The organism is Psychrobacter sp. Ps6 (genome assembly GCF_022129235.1).
In the GTDB taxonomy this organism is placed as follows: Bacteria; Pseudomonadota; Gammaproteobacteria; order Pseudomonadales; family Moraxellaceae; genus Psychrobacter.
In genome coordinates, this window is sequence record NZ_JADQAI010000008.1 from 17,890 (window position 1) to 37,462 (window position 19,573).

A 19,573-nucleotide genomic window follows, 5' to 3' on the forward strand; every position below is an offset into this window, starting at 1 on the left:
GAAAATTTACATTAGAGCAGTGTAATACCTCTTTCGTCTTTTTCTTCTCATAACGTGAATGCGAATTTATTGTGCTTGAAAGGCTGACCTTATCATAGCCCATTCAGTCGTACTTACAAAGCGCATTGAACGCTTCGCGTCTGATAACTTATAACAATATAAAAGATGATTGTCAGTGCAAGAGACAGATCATTTTAAGGACAGTTTGATATGCCTAGTGCACTAAATCATAATAACTTCATCGCTAAAAATATCAATAATGACATTCCTGATGCAGGTGTGCATCCTATTAACCTATATGCGCTGCTAAAAGAACGTGAAGCGTGCTGGTGGCAGGCGAGGCGGCAATTGATTGAGCATCAAGAGAAGAAAATCTTTTGGTATGGCGAAAATAGCTTAATCATGTGGTTGTTATGGCAGTTGGTCGGGTACGTGGTTGTCGCCATGGCACTGATGCTGCTAAATAATATGTTGAATATATCGTTATCTTTATGGCAATACATTGCCTTATTTATCTTACAAACTATATTTTTTGTCGGTATTCTTGCAGCGAAAGGCCGTCTAGCGAATAAGTTACAGGATGAGATAGACAACGATGAGCTGATGCGTGAAGAGGCGTTCAATGAAATGATTATTTTGGCAGAGGATAGTCTGTATCCTGACGTGCATGCCAAGTCGCCTATTTCTTTGAGGCAGCTGGGTGACTATCTAGATGGACAGTTTCACCTAGTAAGCTTGCAATGTTTGCTACAAAAAGAAATCGATGCTGGACGATTAATCATGGAACAGCAGCTACTTGAAGTAGGTGTTTTGCCGCCAGAGCTTGCTGATGTAGAGCTGATAGAACATGCTGATAATATAATATACAAGAGCACGCTATAAAACGTGCTCCTGATAGCGTCAATTAATAGCTATAAACCACGTTGTTTTCTCTTTTTGTCGCTAGGCTGGCGAGCAATGCTGATTTTAACGCATCAAGTCGTTCAGTAGATAATGGCTTATCGTTTTGGTCACTGATATAGAACATATCTTCTGCGCGCTCGCCTAAGGTCGTAATACGAGCTGCATGAACCTCAATTTGCTCCTGCAAAAATATCTGTCCAACCCGAGCCAAGAGTCCTGGCTGATCCAGTGTCTCTAAGCTCATGATGTGCTGGTCAGATGCTTCATTAAACTCAAAGTTGATCACCGTAGTCACTTCAAAATGCCTGAGCTGACGTGGCATACGTTTGTTGGTGAGCTTTAGTACTGTCGGGTCTTTAAAGGCATTAATCAGGCGCTGTTTAAGTTCTTGCTGACTGTCTTCATCGACCAACAGCGTACCGCTAGGATCTAGCAGCACATAAGAATCCAAGGCAAAGTCGCGGGTAGCAGTGATAATACGCGCATCTAATACATCAAGATTCATCTGATCGAACACCGCCATCGTAACAGCAAACAGATTTATCTGATCTTGGGTATAGACAAAAACCTGTACCGCATCAAGTGCCAGCTCACGATGCTCACGCAAGACCACCAGTGGTGGACTATCCGCATTAGAAGCAAGGCCAATCGGTGGATGGTTCAAAATGGCTTCGGTGTGCCACAAGATATCCTCTGCAATCTCTCGCAAAAAGTACTCATCGCCCAAATCGTCCCATAAACGCAATACTTCATCGCGATTCATGTGCTGATTATTGACATTGTCTAGCATCGCGAGCGCTTGCGCGCGTGTGGCACTGATCATGTCTTGGCGATTGGTAGGCGCATCAATATCGGCGCGCAAAATGCGCCGTGTCTGCGAGTAGAGTTGTTTCATGAGCGTCGCCCGCCAGCTATTCCATAGCTGTGGGTTGGTCGCATTCATATCAGCAACCGTCAACACATACAGGTGATTTAGGTGCGTCACATTACCGATAAGATCTGCAAAGATAGTCACCACTTCAGGGTCTGAGATGTCTTTTTTCTGTGCGGTAATCGACATCAATAGATGATAGCGGGTCAACCAGCCAACCAAATTGGCATCTGCCAAGCTCATGCCGTGCGATAAGCAAAACTCCGTCGATTCAGTCTGACCAAGCTCACTATGATCGCCGCCACGACCTTTGGCGATATCATGAAACATCGCGGCCAGTACCAAAATTTCTTTACGTTCGATACGCTGAAAGATAGCGCTGACCAGCGGAAACTCTTCAGAAAACATAGGATCGGTAAAGCGGTGCAAAATTCGAATCAAAAACAACGTATGCGCGTCTACCGTATAGCGATGGAACAAATCATATTGCATCAGACCCGTGACTTGCGCAAAAGCAGGGATATAGTTGCCCAATACCCCATAGCGATTCATGGTGCGCAGGCGATGGAACAGATAGTTTTGCTCTTTTAGATTAGATAAAAATAAAGCTTTATGGACGGGATTGTCTCTATAAATTTGATCGATGCCGCGTGCTGCAATTTTTAGCGCACGTAGCGTATGGGTACGAACCTTGTCGATACCATGCTGACCCATTAATAAGAACATCTCTAAAATAGATTCAGGATGCTGAGCAAAAACCCGATGGTGCGCTATAGCAATATGATCACCAACACGGTTGAATCTTGCATTGATCGGCTGCTTTTTGGGGCGCTCATCATCAGGCAAGTTGGGTTCTATGATGGTCTCATAGTAGTGGTTGGTCAGCATCTCAGACAGCGTTGATATCTGCATGGCGCAGCGATAGTAATCGCGCATAAAGCGTTCAACGGCCGCATTGGGCTGGTCATCTGGCTGGGTCTCGTACCCCATTAGTTGAGCAATCTCACGCTGATAATCAAACAACAGCTTGTTTTCATTACGACCTGTCAATACATGTAAATAATGACGTATCTGCCATAAATAGCCTTCTGCAAAGCTTAACTCATCAAACTCTTTTTCAGTCAAAAAGTTCTGTTGTACCAAGTCATAGAGCTTGCCCACTCTAAAGTAGCGTTTGGTGACCCAGCCGATGATATGAATGTCACGCAGACCACCTGGAGCCGTTTTGATATTTGGCTCAAGGTTATACTCGGTGGCATTGTGCTGTAAGTAGCGAGTTTTGGACTCTTCCATTTTTACATCAAAAAAGGCGCGAGGAGACCACTGCTTGTTCACGATTTGGATGGGCATATCTCGCAGTGCTTCGTTGCCGATTAACAATCGAGCTTCGAGCTGGGCACTGGCAATGGTATGGTCAAGTGCAGCTTCTAACGCATCGTTGACGCTACGTACAGATAGCGCAGGTTCCAGCCCGATATCCCACAGCAATGCGACCAATTTATCAATCTTACTGCTGGCATCAGCGCCGATTTCGTCAGGAGATAACAGCAAAATATCAATATCTGAATAAAGCGACAGCTCACCGCGTCCATAGCCACCCGTTGCGAACAATGCCAAATCCGTCTTATCTAATTCAAACCATTTGAATAACGCAATGAGTAAGCTATCAAGAGCGCAGGCACGTACTTCAACCAATTGACGAATATTGGTACCACGCTCTAGTAATCGGCTGATATCTTCATTGATTTGTGCCAGCCATTCAGGAATGCCGAGTAGCGCTTTATCTGTCGTATTTTGCTCTGACAACAGCGAGTTATCTGTCGCCGTATCATTTGATAGTAGCGGTAGGGGCGTTAGATCAATAGAAGCGACATCACAAGTAAACATGAGTGTTATCCAATTAAGAGTTTAAAAATAGAGCGTTTGAGCTGCAAAGCATCAGGCAATTCGCTTGCTGATAGCTGATAAAAGTTACCAATAGAATGTACTAATAAATGTATCAATATAAGTTATTAACTCATCAGAGTATAAAGACAAAAAGCCAGTAAGCACAATACTCAATCTGTCCTAACTCGATATGCGCTAATGATTGGCCAAAAAAAAGACCGCCTAGGCGATCTTTTATTGTTTTACTGTGTCAAAAAACTCAAATCTTCTTCAGGGCGCGTGGTAAATACTTCACAGCCATTGTCTGTTACGACCATCGTATGCTCCCACTGAGCGGACAGTTTGCGGTCTTTGGTAATCGCTGTCCATTCATCAGGTAAGATCTTAGTCTGCCATGTACCTTGGTTAATCATCGGCTCGATGGTAAAGGTCATGCCTGTTTTTAGCTCAAAACCAGTGCCTTTTTTGCCGTAATGCATGACTTGTGGCTCGTGGTGGAATTCATTACTAATGCCATGACCGCAGAACTCACGAACGATACTAAAGCGCTCAGGCTCGACCACTGCTTGAATGGCAGCACCAACGTCGCCTAGACGCGCGCCGTTTTTGACCACACTCATGCCGGCATATAAGGCATCTTGTGCGACTTTGCAAATACGCTGCGCCATGATCGAACCATTGCCAACGATCCACATTTTTGAGGTGTCGCCATAGTAGCCATCTTTGATGACAGTCACATCGATATTGATGATGTCACCATCTTTGAGTAGCTTGCTTTCTGTTGGGATACCATGGCAGACCACGTGGTTGACTGAGGTACAAATAGATTTTGGGAAACCATTGTAGTTAAGCGGCGCAGGAATGGCCTGCTGCACATTAACGATGTAGTCATGAGCGATTTGGTTAAGCGCTTCGGTACTGACGCCAACTTTGACGTGCTCGTCGAGCATTACCAGAACATCACTAGCGAGTTTACCGGCCACGCGCATTTTTTCTATGGCGTCGGCGGACTGGATAAGAGATTTTTTAGTCATCATCATCTGTCTTATAATTATGGGTTTAATGTGGATAGATTATACCATAAATGGATGAATGGCAGTTTCATGTTAAGTGATAGTGAACCTATCATTATTATTGATAATAATTGCTTTACCGCGTGGTAAAGACAGTTGTGACTCTTTAGTCACGATAATATATTCATATTTTGACAATTTAGTTGAATCTTGCAGAATATATAAGTAATGTAATTTTGCATGCTAAAGGGATTAGCTGCCATCTTTGCCGATATTATGAGGTAAAGATAATCACAATTAATGATAACAAGGATGTTGTTATGACGCTTTCCTCATCTATTCGCGCCGCGCTCACGCCAAAAGCATTTTTACCAATACTGGGTTCTATCAGTACTGGTGTCCTGTTAATGACAATGCAAACCACCTCTGCTCAAGCAGCAGGCCAATACTATAATTGTGCCAATGCCAATGGCTGTACGCTAGTCGACAGCAAATATTTTACCTCTAATTATACCAAAACTCAGTATCCAGTGGTCATGGCGCATGGACTTGGCGGCTTCACCAAGCTGTTTGGGGTTTTAGATTATTTCAACGGAATTCCTCAGGAATTAATGAAAGGTGGCTCAGAGGTATACACCACCAAAACATCAGCGGTTAATAATAGCGAAGTGCGCGGTGAGCAGCTGTTACAACAGGTAAAAACCATCACTGCTATCTCAGGCGATCCTAAAGTCAATTTATTTGGGCACAGCCAAGGCGGTATCGATATTCGTTATGTCGCTGGTGTCGCGCCAAAATACGTCGCATCAGTTACAGCAGTATCAAGCCCAGAGCAGGGTTCCAAAACCGCCGATTTTGTCAAAAACGTCCTTGAGCCAAATAACAATACAGGTACGCCGTCAAACGTCACCACAGAGCTAGTGTCAGGCGTATTTAACCTGATTGGCGGTTTTACCGATGTTGGGTCAGGTATCAGTTTTAAGCAGATACAAGAGCAAGATGGCTGGCAGGCGCTCATGGCGCTATCGACCAGTGGTGCTGCCAAGTTCAATGCCAAATTCCCAGCAGCAATGCCAAAGAGCTACTGTGGTCAGCCGACCAGTACTGCCGCCAATGGTATCAAATACTATTCATTTAGTGGCGTTGGACAAGTCACGAGCGCCCTTGACCCTAGTGATTATCTACTCGCAGCAACAAGCGTACCGTTTTTATTCGAGTCAAATGATGGTCTGGTTTCTGCCTGCTCGAGTCGACTTGGTTATGTGATTCGTGATAATTACATCATGAACCATTTGGATTCAGCAGACCAAGTATTAGGTCTGACGGCATGGGGCGAGTCTGAGCCAAAATCTATCTATCGTACTCAGGTTAATCGTCTGAAAAACGCTAACCTTTAAGCTGACTTGTAAAAAGAACTCTTATCTATGTCGAATAATCGCCGCCCAGCCTATTTACCAATCGCTATCATCGCCGTGGTCATCATTGCCATCGCTGCGGCGGTGATTATGTGGTTTAAGCCAGATAGTCAACGTATGGAGACAGCACAATCAGCATCCAGTGCATCTACGGATACCTCTGAGAGTACGCTATCCACTGCGCTAAATAGTGAGCAAATAGAACAAACTGCTTCAGCCCAAAACCAGTCTGCATTTGTCACTGGGTTGGAGCGTTTGCCGCGCTCATTAAAAGGCACGCAAGTGGACGGCGAAATCATCATTGATGAAAACAAGCAGTTGGTCGTCACTGAAGGTCTACGGCGTTTATTCGATTATTTTTTATCAGCAATAGGAGAAGAGGACGAAGCCGTTATTTTTGCGCGTGTCGAGAGTTATATTCGCCACCACACGCCAGAGCCTGCTGCCAGTCAAGCGGTCGCTATCTTTGGCAAGTATGTGGCGTATCTCAAAGCACTGCCTGAGATAGAAAAGCGTTATGGTAATCTGCAATTGCAAGCGACCAAAAATGGTGAGCTAGATTTGAATGCAGTTGCTCAGCAAAAGCAGGATGTGGCTAACTTACGTCAACAGTATTTTGATAAAGCCACCATAGAGGCATTCTTTGGTGCTAGCGATAGTTATGATGACTATAGTATGGAGATGGTCAGAATCAACCAAAACGAGCAAATGAGCGAGGCACAAAAACAAGCCGCCAGACAAGACTATATTAGTCGCTTGCCAGACAGTGCTATCAAAACCAATATCATGCAGCAGGCCAATCTTGGTGAGCTTATGGTTCGTACTGAACAGATGAAAGCGGCAGGTGCCAGCCCTGAAGCGCTATACAATATGCGCCGAGAGCTAGTAGGTGCACCAGCGGCAGAGAGACTGGCACAAGTCGATCAAGAAGATGCCAATTTTGATCAGCGTTTCATTCAGTATCAGAAGCAAAAGGAGCAGCTATTGAGCCAAAATACCAATTCAGCAGAGGTGCAAATTCAGATAGACCAACTTGAGCAGCAACTATTTGATGACGCTGAGCGTAAGCGTTTGTCTGGTTATGCAGCGTTGCAGGAAACCAAGACTCAGTAAGCGTATTTCATTAACATTAATTAACTTACAGCAATGTAAGAGATAGGTATGCTAAAAGTGTGAATAAGCTATGGTCATTGGGAGAAGTATAGCCCGCTATCTGTAGCTTTAGTACAATGGTAGTAATCTTTCAATTGAACCAACAGTCTATTAAAACGATTCTAGGAGCTAATATGAAAAACTTAACCAAAGCATTGATGACAGGTATTGTCATGGTAACGGTACTCGTCGGGTGCCAATCGATGTCAAGTATGACAGCGCCCGCCACTGAAGAGCCAAACATTACTGGTACAGATGTGATCTAAGCTAGCCGCTAATACGTGTACTGAGACCTATATGTATTACTCAAGGTTTCGATAAACGATATCAGTCATCAGATGCGATAGTCGCATGATAAAAACACCTCACTATTTAGTGGGGTGTTTTCGTATCAGCTGACATCTGCCAAGAGAAGGTTTAAATAAAACCTCATCAAGAAAAGTAACACCATCGTTGAAAAATAGCATCGATAGTAAATATCAGTAGTTAGTAGTTAGTAGTTAGTAGTTAGTAGGATGTATAAGGCAAAAAATATCCGCCAAGTGATTACTCAATTGATAATGACAGTCACTGGTGAGTCAGACAAAATATCGCTACTGTCTGAAACAGTGAGTAAGACTATTAACCATAATGAATCAAAATTCTGAATGCGCTTTGTGGGTCTTGCGTCAAGTACAACCTTATGCTCGGCAAGATTTTTGGATTCAATAAAAAAGGAATGTATATGAAAAATATGACGAAAGTGATGATGGCAGCTACTCTTTCAGTTAGTGCTCTTGCCGCTGGTTGCCAGACAACGGCTACTTTGCCTGCACCAGCCAGTCAGCCCGTCACTGTAGAGGCGTTACAAGCGCACAATTGGCAGTTGGTTGATGCCAAACGTAGCAACGGGGAACAGGTATCTCAGCTGTTCTTTGATCCAGCCAAGCCTTTGACGTTAAGCTTCATGAACGACAATGGTAGAAACTACGTGGCATTTATGAACACGTGCAACAATATGAGTGCGGGCTATAGTGTCGTCAATGGTGATGTGCAGATCAAAAACGGCATCAGCACAATGATGGCCTGTCCTGAGCAGCAAGCCAGCTTTGACACAGCGACCCTAGCAACGGTACAAGGCAAATATAGCCTCAGTAAAAATGCCAAAAATGTTCCTGTATTGACCATCAAAAATGACAATCAAGTGGCTTACTTTAAAGCTGTCTCTAAATAAGCTAGCGATGTATTAGAACGATATAAATACGCTGGTTAGATTTGATAAGGCCTCACTAATATGTGGGGCTTTTTTTCGTCTAAAGTTTGTCGGATTTTGCGCTACACTAGAGTGATGCTGCTGTCATACCTTAGCGATTTTATTGGATACCACTTTATGTTTAAAACCATTATGTCAAAACCAACCACGAATAACATCACGATAAAAGGGGCGACGACGATCGCTATATTGGTGGCTCTCACTGGCTGTAAGACACTGCCGAGTGCTGAAATGAAAAAGCCGACCAGTACAGTGGATAGCAATCCACTGACCGCCGCTATGCCTGCCGTTGATCGTCAAGGACACATTGCTTATGTGGAAGAGCAAGGGTCAGGGAGCGCAAAAGTATCGACACTCTATAGCATCCGTCCTGATGGCAGTGATCGTCAGCTCATCGATCAGATCACAGGCTATATCTATGCGCCAGCTTGGTCAGCTGATGGGCAACTGCTTGCTTATAGTAAACAAGCCCCGCGCGAGCATCCTAAAATATATATTTACGACCGCAGCAGCAAAACGCGCAATCTAGTCGTCAATACTGAAGGCAGCAATATGTCAGCGTCATTTTCACCTGACGGTCAATATCTGCTCTATAGCTCGACCGTCGGCGGTAATGCTGACATCTATGAGATGCGCTTAAGTGATGGAAAGACTGAGCAATTAACGACACTACTAAGTACTGAGGTACAGCCCAGCTATGCAGCTGACGGAAAAAGCTTTGTCTATACCAGTGACAAAGTCCGTGCAGGCCGTCCACGTATCTATCGCTATCAATTTGCAACTGGTAATGCCGTACCGGTGCCGACAAATGGCTATGTCGCTAGTCCTCAGCTCAGTGTAGATGGTCAGCGCATGGCTTACCTAAATGGCCGCAAGGCAGCTGTCATGACACTGGCGACTGGACAAGTGCTCAATCTGGCCGAAACTGGACTCGATGAACCGGCACGTCTATCTCCTTCTGGAAATTATGCGATCTACCCAATGCGTTTTTCAAAAATCAGCGGGCAAGTAGGCGGTCAAAGTTTAGGAAGTCAAAGAGGTGGCGATTTGGTTATTCATTCGCTCTTGGGGAACACAAGTTATGCCATCAATAGCCAAAATGGTGGCGTCGTGCGCTCACCGATATGGGGTCGTTAACAGCCATAGCTATATATTATGTAATGAAATGTATATATAATCATTAATAAAGAAACATAAGTTGATTCTGAAAATAGAAATATAACGGCATCAAGTCGAGCAATCCTCATTCATGTCATACCAAGCTATGTAACTGAGTCATTAAGATACTAGATTAAGTGAGTAAAAGGAGAAGAGGTGTCATGCAAGAAGCTTTTTTAGTATTTATCACTAAAATCAGTTTGTATCCCACGATTATTTTTACGGGGCTTGTGATGTTTGTCACCTTATATTGGGTCGTATCACTGCTTGGTATGACAGATATGGACAGCGTCGATCTTGGTGACGCAGGCGGTGATGTGGATGTCTCCAACTTATCGTCAACCGGATTTTTCACAGGATTGATGCTCAAGTTTGGCCTTTATGGCGTTCCTCTCATTATCATACTCAGCTTAATTAGTTTGATCGGTTGGCTGCTAAGCTATCTGTACACCAGCTTTTTACACCAAAACGTTGACTCAGGCATTCTGTATTATTTATTCGGTACAGGGGCACTCATTTTTGTCTTGGTTGTGTCCATGTGGTTGACTGGTCTTATTATCTCTCCCATCCGCAAAAATATCGCCAAAATTCCCAAGCGCAACTCATCTAGTAATGTGGGCAAAATCGCTGTGGTACGCACGCTCAGTGTGACCGACAAGCATGGCGAAGCTGCGCTCAATGATGGCGGCGCAGGCTTGATACTCAAGATTCGATCAGATATGAGTGACAATCAGCTAAAACAAGGCGATAAAGTGATGTTGGTAGAGTATTTAGAGGACACCAACACTTACCGCGTAACACCTGTTAAAGACAAATAATGCTCATCAATGATATTAGTCAGTGAACGATGGCTCAATAATATAAAAAATAAGTATTTAGTAAATATAGTAAGGATTTTAAATTCGCTTGGAATGTTTTAATTAAAGGAATGGATATGGATATACTCATTATCGTCGGCGTGGTTGTGGTGCTGGCGTTTGTTTTTATGATGGTTGCGCTTTTGATGCTCAAAGCCTTTTACGTCAAGGTTGAGCAGGGCAAAGCACTTATTATCAACGGCGTGAGTAAAATCGCCGTACGCTTTGATGGTGGTTTTGTTTGGCCAGTTATTAACAAAAAAGAGCTGATGAAAATCTCGCTGATCACCTTAGAGGTGGACAGACGCGGCAAAGAAGGTCTGATTTGCGCGGACAATATGCGTGCGGATATCACAGTCGCATTCTATCTACGAGTAAATGAGACTGAAGAAGATGTACTCAAAGTCGCCAAATCGGTTGGCGTAGAGAGAGCGTCTGATAAAGCGGCGGTCAATGAGCTATTCAATGCCAAGTTTTCAGAAGCGCTAAAAACGGTCGGTAAGCAGATTGATTTCGTCAAACTGTTCGAAAACCGCAGTCAGTTCCGTGACAGTATCGTCCAAGAAATCGGTAACGATCTGAACGGTTATGTCCTAGAAGATGTGGCGATTGACTATCTAGAGCAAACGCCAAAAGTATCGCTAGACTCAAGCAACATCCTAGATGCTGAAGGTATCAAAAAGATCACTCAGCTAACAGCGTTTCAAAACGTCATTACCAATGAGCTTGAGCGTGACGAAGAGCTGGCGGTTAAGAAAAAGAACGTCGAAACCCGAGAGGCGATGCTGGAGCTTGAGCGTCAACAAGCCGATGCCGAAGCCAAGCAAAAGCGTGAAATCGCATCAGTGATTGCTCGTGAAACGGCTGAGACACGCAAAATTGAAGAAGAAGAGCGCAAAAAGTCAGAAACCGCCATCATCATGGTAGAGCAAGATTTGGCGATTCAGCGTGAGAACCAGCAACGCGAAATCGAAGTGGCGGGTCAGAACCGCTTACGTGCCGTAGTCATCGAAGAAGAAAAAGTCACGCGTGCTCGTGATCTAGAAATCGTCTCGCGTGAGCGTGAAGTTGACTTGCAGCGTATCGAAGCTGAGCGCGCCATTGAGCTTGAGAAAAAGGAAATCGCCAACGTCATTCGTGAGCGTATCGCGGTCGACAAAACCGTGGCGCAAGAAGAAGAGCGCATCAAAGAGGTTCGCGAAGTCAGTGAAGCGGAGCGCTCTAAGCAAACGCGCGTACTGGCTGCCGAAGCGGATGCTGAAGAGCTTAAAGTACGTCAGGTGAAAAAAGCAGAAGCAGAAGAGCTATCCGCCAAGCACAAAGCTGTCGAGATTACCACGTTGGCTAACGCCAAGCTGGAAGCCTCTGCGAAAGATGCAGAAGCAAAAATCAAAATGGCAGAAGGTATCAAAGCAGAAGAGTCAGCGCATGGCTTTGCTGAAGCGGCAATCCAAGAAGCCAAGTCAGTGTCGCTTGAAAAAGAAGGCATTGCGAGAGCCAATGTCATCAAGGCGACGGGACAGGCTCAGGCTCAAACAGACCGTGAAAAAGGCATGGCTGAAGCCGAAGTTATCGCCGCTCGCGGTGAATCTAACGCCAAAGCCGAACGTGATGTCGGTATGGCCAATGCTGAAGTTATCGCTGCTCGCGGTGAGTCAAATGCCAAGGCAGAGCGTGTTGTCGGACTAGCAAAAGCCGAAGTCACTCGCGCGCACTTCCAAGCCGAAGCAGATGGTCTGGTCGAGAAGTTCAATGCCATGGGTAGCATGAGCAAAGAGGCACGTGAGCACGAAGAATTCCGCATGGGACTTGAGACCGCGCTACAAGAAGCCTTGGCGTCTATTGATGCGGGTAAAGAGATTGCCAAAGAAAACGCCGAAGTCTTGGCAGTGGCGCTCCAAAAAGCCAAAATCGATATTGTCGGCGGTGAAGCGCACTTCTTTGATAACTTTGCCAAATCATTGTCGATCGGTAAAGCCATTGATGGCCTAGCGGGTAAGTCAGACACGTTAAGCGGTATCATCAACGGCGTCATGGCCAATCAAGCCATGAAAGCGAACCAGTCAAATGATGACAGAACCGCTTAAATGATGTGCGACTGGTATACATATCAGTATTTATAAGCGCGCTGCCATCTAGGACGCAGCGTGCTATGACCCACGCGCGCTGTCTTAAAGTGCGATAGCCAACTTATTATTTATGATGAGTTGGCTAATCTAAAAAATCTGCCCTGATGACGCGTTTTTTTAGATTAGCCAAGTGCTTCTTTACCTTCAATGATTTCTTATTGCCAAAATATAAAAATGGACGAGCAACGATGGCGGACACGCAAAACCCAACCAATTCAGATAGCAAAAGTGATCCTAACGCGAACCAAGCAACTCAAACCGATCAGGCAGTGGCCTCCGGTAATGCTTATGAGCTCATCAAAAAACGCCTAACAGAGCAGGGCAGTCGTCTAGAGCAACTGACCGCCAAACTAAATGCTGCACGCCTGACGGAATTTGGTAGCACCCAGATGCAGGTCATTGCCCGCACGCGCATCCGTACCGAGCATAACTGTGTGGCGCAGGATATGGTGCAAGTTGGCGACTATCTGCTGTTTGGCTACAATGTGTTTATGGGGCTAAAGCGTGCCAGCAATGTTAAGGATGTACTGTCGCTATATCGCTTGATAGATCCTACTGATAAAAATGAAAGCGATGAGAGTCCGCAGAGTAGTAGTGGTGATAGTGCGGAGCAAGAGTATCAGCTCGAAGAGGTCGATTTAAAAGGGACGTTTTTAGATCAAGATGCCTTTGTACAAGACTTCAATGAGCTCTATCGTTATTACAAGCAAACACGCCTGATTCAGCTAACCGTGAAAGACAGCAAGCTGCTATTAGCCTTTCAGATCGGTGAGCGTATCACCGATATTCGGGTGTTTCGTTTTGCGTTAGACTTTAGTCAAGGCACACCAGAGTCGGCCCAAGTCGCCTACGTGGACAATCGCGGCGAGCGTGACATCGAGTTGCCGCCTGCCTATGATTTTGATTGGATCGAGACCACGCGCGATCAGATGGTCAATGGTAAGTATCCGCACATGAATATCTTGGACACGATATTTGTGGAAACGGTCGGCGGCGATTTGACCATTAAGATTGAAGACAATACGCAGTCAGGGCAGGGTATCTATAGCGAACCTGTCAACGACCGCACTCAGTCGCTGACCGATGCTGAGATTGCCTATGCCAAGGTCGGTAGCTTAATCCTCCTTAAAATATTGCCTTATCGTGAGGACAGTTATCGTTACTTCGTTTATAACACTTTGACCGAAGCGGTGCTGCGTTTGGATGCGATTGGTCAGTCCTGTGTACAGTTGCCCGAAGATCACGGCATTATATTTCCGGGTGGCTATTATCTGCAAACGGGCGAATATAAGCTGTTCGATGCCAATAGTGTCGGTGCCAAAAACCTAAAGTTTAAGCGCAAGATCATCTCGACCAATGGCGAAGACGTTCTCTTCTTATTTTATGACAGAGAGCTGGGTATCACGGGGCTGTTTCCTTATAACCTGATCAAAAAACAACTGGCAAATCCGATTTATTGTAATGGTATGGCGCTGGCAGACAACGGTCGCTTGGTGCTGTTTAGTGACCAAAGTGAGCCGTCGCGCATTCACCCGATGCAGATATGGCACACCCCTTATGCCTCCCCTGAATATGTGAGCGAATTGCCTGAGAGCACCAGCTTCTATGGAAAAATCGGCAACAAAGAGCTGGTACGCGGCATCTCTGATCTTTATAGCATTACCCGCTTGATTGATAACCAAAGCGTGTCGCAAAAACTCTATGAAGAGCTGTCAGACAATACCAGTCGCCTCTTTGATAGCTACTATTGGCTGTCTGAGCCAGAGCTGGGCGACGTCGCCAGTAGTATTAAAGAAGTGACAGCGACGGCTGAGCTGGTCATTGATGAGTTTGCTAAAGTTCAAAGTATCCAAAAGCAAACCCAAACCGCGCTTGCCGATGCCGAATCTCAGCAAAATGAGATTTTGCGGCAGATACGGGTCACGACGTTTGAGTCTGCAAGCGACTATGTCGATCAGCTGTCTGCATTAAGACGACAAAAGGGTCGCTTGGTCAGCTTGGAGGATTTGCGTTATTTAGACAGTAATAAATTAGAAGCATTGCAGGCGCAGCTAGAAGAAGCGGAAAGCGATCTTGCCGAAAAAACCGTACTGTTTTTAAGCGGTGATAAAGCACTATCAAGTTACGAAGGAATATTAGTCGATGTCAGTGAGCGCTTAAACACGGCGGAAACCAATGCTGAATTAAAGCCAGTGCTCGATAAAATTGACGATACGGCGCAAGGGTTAGACTTGTTGACCGAGCTGCTCGGTACGTTGGATGTTGCTGACGCCACCGTGCGTACGCAAATTATCGATGACATATCGACCATTTATGCCAGCCTGAACCAAAGCAAAGCCAAGCTCAATCATAAACGCAAAAATCTAGGGTTAGCGGAGGCCGTGGCGCAATTTGGTGCGCAGTTTAAGCTGTTTGGTCAGTCCATTGCCAACGCGTTATCCATTGCCAATACGCCTGAGAAATCAGATGAGCAAATGGCAAAGCTGCTAGTACAGTTAGAGGAGCTTGAAAGCCAGTTCGCGGATCCTGAGACCAATAGCGGCGATCAGTTTTTAGCCGATATCATCAGCAAACGTGAAGAGATTTACGAGACCTTTGAAAATCATAAGCAGCAACTGCTCGATGCCCGCAATCGCAAAGCGCAAAACCTAGGCGATGGCGCGCTGCGAATGCTTGAGAGTATCAAGAAGCGCACGCAAAGCACAGGTGTCACGGGCTTTACCGAAGAAGAAGCGCTCAATACGTACTTTGCCTCCGATGGTCTGGTACAAAAAGTCCGAAACATCGCAAAAGAGCTACAAGCGATGGGCTTTAGCGTCAAAGCCGATGACATTGATGCGCGCCTAAAAGCCATTCAAATCGAAAGTTATAAAAGCTTAAAAGACAAATCCGACTTGTTTGAAGATGGCGGTCAGATCATCAAGCTGGGCAAGCATCGTTTTTCAGTCAACACCCAACCGCTAGACTTAACCTTACTCAGTCGTCAGCAGTCCGATGGCACGCGCGTGCTCAATTTGCATCTGACAGGTACCGACTATTACGAAGTGCTCAATAACGCTGAATTAAATGCTTTGCGTCCGTATTGGGAGATGAATATCGCCTCCGAATCTGACAAGGTATACCGCGCCGAGTACTTGGCCTATAGTATTATCGAGAGCGCCAAAAACAGTCAAGATGGTCTGACAGAGACCCGTCTATACCAAGCCTACGACGAAACCGTCATTACGTTAGATATCAATGGTGACATCGATAATAACAGTCCGCTGGCAAAGCTGGTCAAAGCCTACGCGACCCCGCGTTATCAGCTCGGTTATGACAAGGGTATTCATGATCATGATGCCACGTTGCTGTTGATGAAAATACTGCCAACATTACGTGAGGCCGGGCTACTGATTTATACCCCGCAAGTCCGTGCATTGGCGCAATTATTTTATTGGCAACTAAGCATTGTGAAAGCATTGGGGCTAGACAGCTTACGTCAATTTGGCTATGACAATTGGTTGAATGAATCAGTACTGACCCGCGCAAATAACTGGACAGATAGAGCCGCTACCGCCGAGCAGCTACGCCGTGCCCTCGGCAGTGACACTGCCAAATCCTTACTGGTCGAGGACATGAGCCAAGTGATGCACCGTTTTGTCGCGGCCTATCGTGACGAGCGTATTGGCAGTAGTAATGATGCTAAGCAGCCATCAGATGCCGCATTGGATTCAGAACCAGATTCAACGACCAGCGATGTTCATAATACCAATATCTTTAAACCTAGCTACGTGCAGCTGGCTTGCGAATACTTAGTCAGCGTCATGGGTCAGTCAGCAGAACCAAATGCCGCCGCATATAACGTAGTGAACTGGCAAACCAGTAGGCAGGCCGAGCAGCTGTGTGAGCAGTTGAGCCAAACGCTGAGTAGCTCACCCGTCAGTACGCAAAGTAATGCCAGTTTTGCGCAGCTACAGTCCTCAATCGGTAAGCTTGGCTTCCAACCAAAATCAGCCTATGAGCTGTTAGCAACATGGTTTCATGCACTGCTTGATAAGACTTACGGTAATAGTGAGTCGGCTAACGCAGCAGATGATGGCCTGAATGAGGCAGGTGAAGGGCTCAGTGAAACGCAGCTGGCTGAACGTCAAGAAAAAGACGCACTACGCCAGCAGCAACTAGAGAGCGGTCGTCATTATGTGCCTGAAGCGATTGCTGTATTACTCACTCAACTAAATGACGCGCAGCGTGAAGCTTTGGTGCAGCGTCTGATTGATTCGGGCGCGAGTTTTGATAAAAGCGGCGCAAGTAAAGGCACAGCTAATGTCGCTTCCACCTTATCGTTCTCTTCAACTCAAGCGTCATCATCGACGTCACTGACCAGCATCAACAATCCGCTCAATCAAGTGCAAAGCTTTGCGCGTCACACGGGTAAGGTATCGCTTGAAATACAGGTTAACGGTTTATTGGGTGAGCATTCACGTATTCATCAGCAGAGCCTAACCTTTGCCGTTGATGACTTTTTAAATCGTTTGCATCATCATGATACCCAAGTGATTCCAGCGTATAGGCGCTATCTCGCCATGCGCTCAGAGATATTACACGCGTCAAAAGAAACCTTGCGACTGGAAGAGTTTATGCCGCGTCCCTTGTCCTCATTTGTGCGTAACCGCCTGATTAACGAGAGCTACCTGCCGCTTATCGGCGACAACCTCGCCAAACAGATGGGCACGGTCGGTGAGGATAAGCGGACGGACTTGATGGGTATACTCATGATGATATCGCCACCAGGGTATGGTAAGACCACCTTGATGGAGTACGTGGCCAATCGTCTCGGCCTAATCTTTATGAAGATTAACTGTCCATCACTCGGTCATGATGTCACCTCATTAGATCCCGAAAAAGCCCCCAATGCCACGGCAAGGGAAGAGCTGAATAAAATCAACTTAGCCTTTGAGATGGGCAATAACGTCATGCTGTATCTCGATGATATTCAGCATACCCACGCGGAGTTTCTGCAGAAATTTATCTCATTGGGCGACGGCACGCGCCGTATCGATGGTGTCTGGCAAGGCAAGACCAAAACCTATGACATGCGCGGCAAAAAGTTCTGTGTGGTCATGGCGGGTAACCCCTATACCGAGAGCGGCGAAGCCTTCAAAGTGCCTGATATGCTCGCCAACCGTGCTGATATCTACAACTTAGGCGATATCATGAGCGGTATGGAGGACATCTTTGCCCTTAGCTATATCGAAAACTCCCTGACTTCTAATAGTGTCCTCGCGCCACTGGCCAACCGCGATTTAAGCGATGTGCATCGTTTGATTAAAATGGCTAAAACAGACAACGCCAACCTTGCCCAAGCGCAAAGCAGCGATCTAACCTATCCATATAGCACCTCAGAGATTAATGAAATTGTTGCTATCTTGCGTCATATGTTTGCCGTGCAAGCAGTCATTTTGGACGTCAACCAAGCCTATATCGCCTCCGCCTCGCAAGATGATAAATATCGTGTCGAGCCGATATTTAAGCTACAAGGCAGTTATCGTAATATGAATAAGATGACCGAAAAGCTGTCAGCGGTCATGAATGAGAATGAGCTAAACCAGCTGATAGACGATCACTATCTGGGCGAGTCGCAGTTATTGACCCAAGGCGCAGAGAGCAACTTGCTCAAGCTTGGCGAGATGCGCGGTACTTTAACCGATGCAGAAAAAGAACGTTGGGCGCAGATCAAAGCCGACTTCTTACGTAACAAAGCCATGGGCGGCGAGGATGGCGATACGGGCGCGCGTATCGTCGCGCAGTTGGTCGACTTAGCGAGTGGCTTCAATGCCATCAGTCGTCAGTTTGAGACGTACTTAACCAAAAATGATCCAGAGCAAATCGCCCGCTTGCGAGAAGCAGAGCGTAAGGCTCAGTTAGAGACTCAGATGGAAGCGCAGCTAGCCTCACAAAAAATCCTCGCCGATAGCGTGATCAATAATGCCAAAGTCGTCAGCGATAGCATCGATAATGGCTTTGAGAAAAGCGTGAGCCAATTGCTGCAAATATATAAGCACGATCACAAAGCAGAAGGCGAGTACCTCAAGCAAAACCAAGATGTGCAAAAAGCCCTGATGGTGCAGCTGGTCGATGCCGTGGAGCAACTGGCACACAATATGGCAGATAGCTTATCTCGTAGCTTAGCTGAAAGCCTAATTAAAAATGATGAGAGTAAGGCCGTAGATAGCGATACGCTTGATATCCATGAGCAGACCACACTGATGGCGAACGCCCTCAAGCAGGCGCTGGCACCACTGACAATGCGCATGGATGAGAAGCTCGCGATTGATAGCAGTACTGATCAATCTGGTAAGCTGATCGTCAACAGTCTCAATCGCCTAAATAAAATATTTGACGATTATGACTAGTAACTATGACTAATAGCAATGATACGTAGTAGGCTATAGTGACACGTGACTGATGTCGTAAACAAACCAATGAGAAATGTATGGCGCACAAAAAGAAGAACGTCCGAAAAAAACTCTGTCCCGTCTGCGAGCGTGAGTTTAGTTGGACTAAAAAGCTGGATAAAAACTGGGAGAGTATGGTGTATTGCTCAGACCAATGCCGACGAATTAAGAAGTATGAGGGCGTAGAGCACCAAAAGTAAGATTTGACCACAACGCAAATAGTCAAAAGTAGAGGGGAGCAAATAATGGCACATAAAAAAGTAAACTTACCGCAAAAAACCTGCCCCGTCTGCCAGCGCCCATTTACGTGGCGCAAGAAGTGGGAGAAAGACTGGGAGCAGGTGGTGTATTGTTCTGAGCGGCGTCGGCGTGGGAAGGGTAAATAAGCTCACATTAAACGTAGTCTGGTACAGCTCAAGAGCTATAGTTGGAATTATTTAGGTTGTTATTAATTGAAATTGAGGGTTAGATAGTTTGTTATGGCAGAGATATCATTCATTAA

Annotated in this window: 13 protein-coding genes; 11 read left to right on the top strand and 2 right to left on the bottom strand. The window is 45.8% G+C overall.

Translation table 11 applies throughout. From position 1 onward, the window contains the following. Window positions 1–210 precede the first annotated feature (210 nt). Window positions 211–882, top strand: coding sequence for a hypothetical protein (locus tag I3255_RS09985; RefSeq protein ID WP_238038703.1), 672 nt, complete (start codon window positions 211–213; stop codon window positions 880–882). A gap of 22 nt (window positions 883–904) precedes the next feature. On the opposite strand, the gene glnD is transcribed toward I3255_RS09985, so the two are convergent. After that, window positions 905–3,661, bottom strand: coding sequence for a [protein-PII] uridylyltransferase (gene glnD, locus I3255_RS09990; protein WP_238038704.1), 2,757 nt, complete (start codon window positions 3,659–3,661; stop codon window positions 905–907). Between the two features lie 242 nt (window positions 3,662–3,903). Then, a complete protein-coding gene (map, locus tag I3255_RS09995; RefSeq protein ID WP_201599095.1) occupies window positions 3,904–4,698 on the bottom strand; it encodes a type I methionyl aminopeptidase in 795 nt (264 codons plus the stop codon). Window positions 4,699–4,994: 296 nt separating this feature from the next. Here map and I3255_RS10000 point away from each other — a divergent pair, with 296 nt between their 5' ends. From I3255_RS10000 to I3255_RS10040, 10 genes are all read left to right on the top strand, one after another. After that, window positions 4,995–6,071 carry a triacylglycerol lipase gene (locus I3255_RS10000; protein WP_238038705.1) on the top strand — a complete coding sequence of 359 codons (1,077 nt, stop codon included), beginning with the start codon at window positions 4,995–4,997 and terminating at the stop codon, window positions 6,069–6,071. A gap of 27 nt (window positions 6,072–6,098) precedes the next feature. Continuing rightward, on the top strand, window positions 6,099–7,202 hold the full coding sequence (locus tag I3255_RS10005) for a lipase secretion chaperone (protein WP_238038706.1): 1,104 nt from the start codon (window positions 6,099–6,101) through the stop codon (window positions 7,200–7,202). Window positions 7,203–7,375: 173 nt separating this feature from the next. Further along, the gene (locus I3255_RS14885; RefSeq protein WP_257785223.1) at window positions 7,376–7,507 is read left to right on the top strand and encodes a hypothetical protein; all 132 of its coding nucleotides are present in this window, start codon (window positions 7,376–7,378) and stop codon (window positions 7,505–7,507) included. A gap of 458 nt (window positions 7,508–7,965) precedes the next feature. Beyond that, on the top strand, window positions 7,966–8,454 hold the full coding sequence (locus I3255_RS10010; protein WP_238038707.1) for an META domain-containing protein: 489 nt from the start codon (window positions 7,966–7,968) through the stop codon (window positions 8,452–8,454). Window positions 8,455–8,610: 156 nt separating this feature from the next. Beyond that, complete coding sequence (locus I3255_RS10015; RefSeq protein WP_238038708.1) at window positions 8,611–9,630, top strand: Xaa-Pro aminopeptidase; 1,020 nt, start codon at window positions 8,611–8,613, stop codon at window positions 9,628–9,630. Between the two features lie 182 nt (window positions 9,631–9,812). After that, on the top strand, window positions 9,813–10,469 hold the full coding sequence (locus I3255_RS10020) for an OB-fold-containig protein (protein ID WP_238038709.1): 657 nt from the start codon (window positions 9,813–9,815) through the stop codon (window positions 10,467–10,469). Between the two features lie 116 nt (window positions 10,470–10,585). Continuing rightward, a complete protein-coding gene (locus tag I3255_RS10025) occupies window positions 10,586–12,595 on the top strand; it encodes a hypothetical protein (protein WP_238038710.1) in 2,010 nt (669 codons plus the stop codon). 230 nt (window positions 12,596–12,825) lie between these two features. Beyond that, window positions 12,826–19,029 (top strand): DNA repair ATPase, encoded by a 6,204-nt coding sequence (locus tag I3255_RS10030; protein ID WP_238038711.1) that lies wholly within the window; start codon window positions 12,826–12,828, stop codon window positions 19,027–19,029. Window positions 19,030–19,109: 80 nt separating this feature from the next. Continuing rightward, window positions 19,110–19,271 carry a DUF2256 domain-containing protein gene (locus tag I3255_RS10035; protein ID WP_075106903.1) on the top strand — a complete coding sequence of 54 codons (162 nt, stop codon included), beginning with the start codon at window positions 19,110–19,112 and terminating at the stop codon, window positions 19,269–19,271. Between the two features lie 45 nt (window positions 19,272–19,316). Then, a complete protein-coding gene (locus I3255_RS10040; RefSeq protein ID WP_238038712.1) occupies window positions 19,317–19,457 on the top strand; it encodes a DUF2256 domain-containing protein in 141 nt (46 codons plus the stop codon). The last annotated feature ends 116 nt before the right edge of the window (window positions 19,458–19,573 follow it).

What these genes read in the sequence shown, in the direction of transcription:
- I3255_RS09985 (WP_238038703.1), top strand. Translation starts at nt 211, where the DNA reads ATGCCTAGTGCACTAAATCATAATAACTTCATCGCTAAAAATATCAAT.
- glnD (WP_238038704.1), bottom strand. Translation starts at nt 3,661, where the DNA reads ATGTTTACTTGTGATGTCGCTTCTATTGATCTAACGCCCCTACCGCTA.
- map (WP_201599095.1), bottom strand. Translation starts at nt 4,698, where the DNA reads ATGATGACTAAAAAATCTCTTATCCAGTCCGCCGACGCCATAGAAAAA.
- I3255_RS10000 (WP_238038705.1), top strand. Translation starts at nt 4,995, where the DNA reads ATGACGCTTTCCTCATCTATTCGCGCCGCGCTCACGCCAAAAGCATTT.
- I3255_RS10005 (WP_238038706.1), top strand. Translation starts at nt 6,099, where the DNA reads ATGTCGAATAATCGCCGCCCAGCCTATTTACCAATCGCTATCATCGCC.
- I3255_RS14885 (WP_257785223.1), top strand. Translation starts at nt 7,376, where the DNA reads ATGAAAAACTTAACCAAAGCATTGATGACAGGTATTGTCATGGTAACG.
- I3255_RS10010 (WP_238038707.1), top strand. Translation starts at nt 7,966, where the DNA reads ATGAAAAATATGACGAAAGTGATGATGGCAGCTACTCTTTCAGTTAGT.
- I3255_RS10015 (WP_238038708.1), top strand. Translation starts at nt 8,611, where the DNA reads ATGTTTAAAACCATTATGTCAAAACCAACCACGAATAACATCACGATA.
- I3255_RS10020 (WP_238038709.1), top strand. Translation starts at nt 9,813, where the DNA reads ATGCAAGAAGCTTTTTTAGTATTTATCACTAAAATCAGTTTGTATCCC.
- I3255_RS10025 (WP_238038710.1), top strand. Translation starts at nt 10,586, where the DNA reads ATGGATATACTCATTATCGTCGGCGTGGTTGTGGTGCTGGCGTTTGTT.
- I3255_RS10030 (WP_238038711.1), top strand. Translation starts at nt 12,826, where the DNA reads ATGGCGGACACGCAAAACCCAACCAATTCAGATAGCAAAAGTGATCCT.
- I3255_RS10035 (WP_075106903.1), top strand. Translation starts at nt 19,110, where the DNA reads ATGGCGCACAAAAAGAAGAACGTCCGAAAAAAACTCTGTCCCGTCTGC.
- I3255_RS10040 (WP_238038712.1), top strand. Translation starts at nt 19,317, where the DNA reads ATGGCACATAAAAAAGTAAACTTACCGCAAAAAACCTGCCCCGTCTGC.